Genomic DNA, 5,986 nt, shown 5'->3' on the forward strand with positions numbered 1-5,986 from the left:
GTGCTCACCGACGGCGCCGGGGTGCACCGGCTCACCGAGCTCTACGGCGAGTACACCGGGACGGACACCACCGCCACCGAGGCGGGGCGGCCGGGGCGGGGCCCGGTGTACGCCCCCCCCCCCGGGGTGGGCGGCCGCAGCCGTGGGCCGTCAGATCCCGGCGGCCACCGCGAGGTCGCGCTTGAGCGCGGCCAGCAGCTCGGCCGCGGCCCCGCGGGCGTCGGCCAGCTCGGCGGCGCTCGCCACCGGGAGCACCACCTCCAGGTAGCACTTGATCTTGGGCTCGGTGCCCGAGGGGCGCACCACGATCCGGGCCGAGCGCACCCGGTCGCCGGCCAGGTAGTAGCGCAGCCCGTCGGTCGGCGGCAGCTCGGCCGAACCGGCGCTCAGGTCGTCGGCCCGGGTGACCCGCAGGCCGGCCAGCTCGGTGGGCGGCCGCTCGCGCAGCCGGCGCATCGCGTCGGCGATCAGCGAGAGGTCCTGGACCCGGGCCGAGAGCTGGTCGGTGGCGTGCAGACCGTGGGTCAGCGCCAGGTCGTCCAGCAGGTCGGTCAGGGTGCGCCCGCTGCGCTTGAGGGTGGCGGCCAGCTCGGCGATCAGCAGTGCGGCGGTGATGCCGTCCTTGTCCCGCACGCCCTCCGGGTCCACGCAGTAGCCCAGCGCCTCCTCGTAGCCGTACCGCAGCCCCTCGGCCCGGGAGAGCCACTTGAAGCCGGTCAGCGTCTCGGCGTAGTCCAGGCCGGCGGCCGCCGCGATCCGGCCGAGCAGGGTGGCCGAGACGATCGTGGTGGCGAAGGTGCCGGTGGCCTTCTTGGCGACCAGGGCGGCGCCCAGCAGCGCGCCCACCTCGTCGCCGCGCAGCATCCGCCAGCCGTCCGCCGGTCGCCCGGCGCCGTGCCCGCTCGACGCGCCTCCGGTCTCGGGCACCGCGACGGCGCAGCGGTCGGCGTCCGGGTCGTTGGCGATCACCAGGTCCGGGCCGACCGAGACGGCGGTGGCGAAGGCCAGGTCCATCGCCCCGGGCTCCTCCGGGTTGGGGAAGGCCACGGTGGGGAAGTCCGGGTCGGGCTCGGCCTGGGCGGCCACCACGGTCGGGGCCGGGAAGCCGGCCTGCTTCCAGGCGGCCACCAGGGTGTCCCGGCCGACCCCGTGCAGCGGGGTGTAGACCACGTCCAGGTCGCGCGGGCCGGCCGGGTCCAGCAGGGTGAGCGCGCGGGCCAGGTAGGCGTCCAGCACCTCCTCGCCGAGCACCTGCCAGCCGTCCGCGGCCAGCGGCACCTCGGCCAGCGAGGTGACCGCGTCGATCCGGGCGGCGATGTCGCCGTCGGCGGGCGGCACGATCTGCGAGCCGTCGCCCAGGTAGACCTTGTAGCCGTTGTCCCGCGGCGGGTTGTGGCTGGCCGTCACCATCACGCCGGCGGCGGCGCCGAGCTCGCGGACGGCGAAGGCGAGCACCGGGGTGGGCAGCGGGCGCGGCAGCAGCGCGGCGCGCAGGCCGGCGCCGACCATCACGGCGGCGGTGTCCCGGGCGAACTCGTAGGACTTGTACCGGGCGTCGTAGCCGATCACCACCAGCTCGCCGGCCCCGGCCGCGCGCAGGTGGGAGGCCAGGCCGGCGGCGGCCCGGATCACCACGGCGCGGTTCATCCGCATCGGTCCGGCGCCCAGCTCGCCGCGCAGGCCGGCGGTGCCGAACTGGAGGCGGTCGGCGAACCGTTCGGCCAGCTCGGCGGCGACCGCGGGCTCCGCGGCCCGCGCCAGCAGCGCGGCGAGCTCCTCGCGGGTCGCGGGGTCGGGGTCCTCGGCCAGCCACTGGCGGGCCCGGTCGAGCAGGGAGGTGGTCTCGGCCATCGCTCACTCCGGTACGTCGTCGTCAGGGACAAGGGTCGGCCCGGGCGCCGCCGATGGCGGGGAGCCCGGGCCGCGGGTGGGTCAGATCCGCTCCAGGACCTTCGCCAGCAGGGCGCCCATCCGCTCGGCGGAGGCCTTGCCGGCCTCCAGCACCTCGGCGTGGTTCAGCGGCTCCCCGGTGATGCCGGCGGCCAGGTTGGTGACCAGCGAGATGCCCAGCACCTCGGCGCCGGCCTCGCGGGCGGCGATCGCCTCCAGCGTGGTGGACATGCCGACCAGCTCGCCGCCGATCACCCGGGCCATGTGGACCTCGGCCGGGGTCTCGTAGTGCGGGCCGCGGAACTGGACGTAGACGGCCTCGTCCAGGCTCGGGTCGACCTCGCGGCACAGCTCGCGCAGCCGCTTGGCGTACAGGTCGGTGAGGTCGACGAAGTTGGCGCCGACGATCGGGGAGTCGGCGGTCAGGTTGATGTGGTCGCTGATCAGCACCGGCTGGCCGGGCTGCCAGCCGTCGCGCAGACCGCCGCAGCCGTTGGTCAGCACGACGATCCCGCAGCCGGCGGCGGCGGCGGTGCGCACCCCGTGCACCACGGTGGCCACGCCGTGGCCCTCGTAGTAGTGGTTGCGGCCGAGGAAGACCAGGGCGCGCTTGTCGCCCACCAGGACGGAGCGGATCTTGCCGGCGTGGCCGGCCACGGCGGGGGCCGGGAAGCCCGGCAGGTCGGTCACCGAGATCTCGGCCACCGTCTCGCCGAGGAGATCGGCGGCCGGCACCCAGCCGGAGCCCATCACCAGGGCGACGTCGTGCCGCTCGACACCGGTCAGCTCGCGCAGGCGGGCGGCGGCGGCCTGGGCGGCGGCGTAGGGGTCGTCGGACACGGCGGTCTGAGGAGAAGCGTTCACACCGCGAGGATAGACAAGAAATTCCTACGCGCGTAGAACCCACGGTCAGGCCGTGCCGGATCGTTACCCGATTGACCGGAAAACACCGCCTATGGGCGATGTACGCCGGGCGAGCCTGGAGGAAACTCCAGTTGTCCGCCGGGCGACGGTTCAGCAGGGGCGGCGGCGCAGCTCGTGGACGTAGTCGTCGGGGGCGCCGGCGCTCTCCGCGGCGTCCGCGATCAGGCCGAGGTAGCGGGCGGCCGGCAGGCCGCCCTCGTAGTCGTTCAGCACGTAGGTCCAGACCGGGACCGAGCCCTCCAGGGTCTGCGCGCGCAGCCGCACCTTGCGGTAGATGCCCAGCTGCAGGCCCTCCCAGCGGTCCAGTCCGTCCTGGTCCATGGGGGCCACGTCGTAGAGCGAGACGAACACCTGCTCCTTCTCGTCCTCCACCACGGTGGCCAGCGACCCCTCCCAGCCCAGGTGCTCGCCGCCGAAGGTCAGCCGCCAGCCCTCCAGCCAGCCGGTGCCGCGCAGCGGGGAGTGCGGGGCGCGCCGGCTCATCTGCCGGGCATCGAGGTTGGTGGCGTACGCGGCGTAGAGCGACATGGGCGTCAGCCTACGGGAGTTGGTATCCGGATCAAGGGCTCGCCGGTCCGGCCCGGGTGCTGTGCGGTGCGTCACACCGGCCGGTGGCGCGAACAAATCAACGGCCCGCTGCACGGTTGCGCGGCGGCGTGCGGGACAATGGTGCACGTGACTCGGATCGTGATCATCGGTGGCGGACCCGGCGGATACGAGGCGGCCCTGGTGGCGGCCCAACTCGGCGCGGAGGTGACCGTCGTCGACCGCGACGGCCTGGGTGGGGCGGCGGTGCTGACCGACTGCGTGCCCTCCAAGACCCTGATCGCCACCGCCGAGGTGATGACCGGGTTCGACGCCTCCTACCAGGAGCTCGGCATCCGGCTGGCCTGCGACAGCGACCGCGCGATCAGCGTGGACCTGGGCAAGGTCAACCGACGGGTCAAGCGGCTGGCGATCGCCCAGTCGCACGACATCACCCAGTCGGTCACCCGGGCCGGCGTCACCGTGCTGCGCGGCAAGGGCCGGCTCGGCGGCGGCGGCCAGGCGGTGGACGGCTCCCGCGAGGTCGTGGTGGAGGCGCCGGACGGCTCCACCCAGTCGCTGCGGGCCGACGCGGTGCTGATCGCCACCGGCGTGCGCCCGCGCGAGCTGCCGGACGCCCAGCCGGACGGCGAGCGGATCCTCAACTGGAAGCAGGTCTACGACCTGGAGGAGCTGCCCCGGGAGCTGATCGTGGTCGGCTCCGGCGTCACCGGCGCCGAGTTCGCCGGCGCCTACCAGGCGCTCGGCTCCAAGGTCACCCTGGTCTCCAGCCGCGACCGGGTGCTGCCGGGCGAGGACCCGGACGCGGCCGAGGTGCTGGAGGACGTCTTCCGCCGCCGCGGCATGAACGTGCTCAGCCGCTCCCGTGCCGAGAGCGTCAAGCGGGTGGGCGACCGGGTCGAGGCGCAGCTCGGCGACGGCACCGTGATCAGCGGCACGCACTGCCTGATGGCGGTCGGCTCGATCCCCAACACCACCGACACGGGGCTGGAGGAGGCCGGGGTCAAGCTCAACGACTGGGGCCAGATCCAGGTGGACCGGGTCTCCCGCACCACCGCCCCCGGCGTCTACGCGGCCGGCGACTGCACCGGCGTCTTCATGCTTGCCTCGGTGGCCGCGATGCAGGGCCGGATCGCGATGTACCACGCGCTCGGCGACGCGGTGCAGCCGCTCAACCTGAAGACCATCGCCTCCAACATCTTCACCGACCCGGAGATCGCCACCGTCGGCTACACCGCGGCGGACGTCTCCTGCGGAAAGATGGACGCGGTCGAGATCAAGCTGCCGCTGCGCGGCAACCCGCGGGCCAAGATGCAGGGCATCCGGGACGGCTTCGTGAAGCTGTTCTGCCGCCCGGGCACCGGCATCGTGGTGGGCGGCGTGGTGGTCGCGCCGCGCGCGAGCGAACTGATTCACTCGATCTCGCTCGCGGTCGACAACAACTTGACGGTCGAGCAGGTGGCGGGCGCTTTCACGGTCTACCCCTCGCTGTCCGGTTCGACCGCCGAAGCCGCCCGTCAGCTGCACATTCGCAAGCGGGCCGAGAGCGAATCCTGACCGTTTCACCCCCTCGCGCGGGCACGTCGTCCCGATGGCCGGGGGTACGCCGGAGCTCGGCGGCGCGCATTGTAAGCCCGCGCGCCGCCGCGTGTGGTGGAGTTCCCCTTACTAGCGGCAAACGCCTGAAAGCCGACCGCCCAGGGGGTTACCGTCGGTTCTGTGTTTGCTGCAGAACGTCGCCAGTTGATTCTCGAAATGGTGCGGGCCAACGGAGCGGTGTCGCTCCGTGAGCTGGCCCGCGTGGTCCAGACCTCCGAAGTCACCGTCCGCCGGGACGTGCGGGCGCTGGAGGCCGAGGGGCTGCTCGACCGCCGGCACGGCGGCGCGGTGCTCCCCGGCGGCTTCAGCCGTGAGCCCGGATACCCGCAGAAGACCCACCTCGCCGCCGCCGAGAAGAGCGCGATCGCCGATCTGGCGGCCACGCTCGTCGAGGAGGGGGACGCGGTGGTGATCGGCGCCGGCACCACCACCCAGGAGCTGGCCCGCCGGCTGGCCCGGGTGCCGGGCCTGACCGTGGTCACCAACTCCCTGCTGGTCGCCCAGGCGCTCGCGCACGCCAACCGGGTGGAGGTGGTGATGACCGGTGGCACCCTGCGCGGCTCCAACTACGCCCTGGTGGGCAGCGGGGCGGAGCAGTCGTTGAACGGGCTGCGGGTGACCAAGGCGTTCATCTCCGGCAGCGGACTGACCGCCGAGCGCGGCCTGTCCACGGCCAACATGCTGTCCGCGAGCGTGGACCGGGCTCTGGTGCAGTCGGCCGCCGAGGTGATCGTCCTCGCCGACCACACCAAGCTCGGCGCGGACAGCATGTTCCAGACCGTGCCGACCGAGGCGATCACCCGCCTGGTGACCGACGAGCAGGCCGCGGGTCACGACCCGACCGCCCGCGAGCTGGACGCGCTCGCCGACTGCGGGGTGCAGATCGCGCTGGCCCCGCTGGGGCTGGCCGCGGAGCCGCCCCACCCGGGCCTGGACCGGCACCCGCAGCAGGCCCAGCCGCCCGGCGTGCCGCGCCGCGCGCCCGGCCCCGCCGGCGCCCCGCTGCCCGGCCAGCGCCGCCCGGGCC

At 74.1% G+C, this 5,986-nt stretch carries 5 protein-coding genes; 2 read left to right on the forward strand and 3 right to left on the reverse strand.

Annotated elements, in window-relative coordinates; translation table 11 throughout:
• Positions 1 to 150: 150 nt before the first annotated feature.
• From ACFW1A_RS37340 to ACFW1A_RS37350, 3 genes are all read right to left on the reverse strand, one after another.
• Positions 151 to 1,851, reverse strand: a complete 1,701-nt coding sequence (locus ACFW1A_RS37340) for a phospho-sugar mutase (protein ID WP_380417539.1) — start codon at positions 1,849 to 1,851, stop codon at positions 151 to 153.
• 81 nt (positions 1,852 to 1,932) lie between these two features.
• Positions 1,933 to 2,754, reverse strand: a complete 822-nt coding sequence (locus tag ACFW1A_RS37345) for a purine-nucleoside phosphorylase (protein ID WP_380417541.1) — start codon at positions 2,752 to 2,754, stop codon at positions 1,933 to 1,935.
• 150 nt (positions 2,755 to 2,904) lie between these two features.
• On the reverse strand, positions 2,905 to 3,342 hold the full coding sequence (locus tag ACFW1A_RS37350; RefSeq protein WP_380417543.1) for a gamma-glutamylcyclotransferase: 438 nt from the start codon (positions 3,340 to 3,342) through the stop codon (positions 2,905 to 2,907).
• Between the two features lie 138 nt (positions 3,343 to 3,480).
• Between ACFW1A_RS37350 and ACFW1A_RS37355 the strand changes: the two genes are divergently transcribed.
• Together ACFW1A_RS37355 and ACFW1A_RS37360 are read left to right on the forward strand one after the other, a co-directional pair.
• Positions 3,481 to 4,917, forward strand: a complete 1,437-nt coding sequence (locus ACFW1A_RS37355; protein ID WP_380417545.1) for an NAD(P)H-quinone dehydrogenase — start codon at positions 3,481 to 3,483, stop codon at positions 4,915 to 4,917.
• A gap of 198 nt (positions 4,918 to 5,115) precedes the next feature.
• The coding region (locus tag ACFW1A_RS37360) for a DeoR/GlpR family DNA-binding transcription regulator (RefSeq protein ID WP_380417547.1) at positions 5,116 to 5,986 on the forward strand (871 nt) is incomplete at its 3' end.

The organism is Kitasatospora sp. NPDC058965 (assembly GCF_042741245.1).
In the GTDB taxonomy this organism is placed as follows: domain Bacteria; phylum Actinomycetota; class Actinomycetes; order Streptomycetales; family Streptomycetaceae; genus Kitasatospora.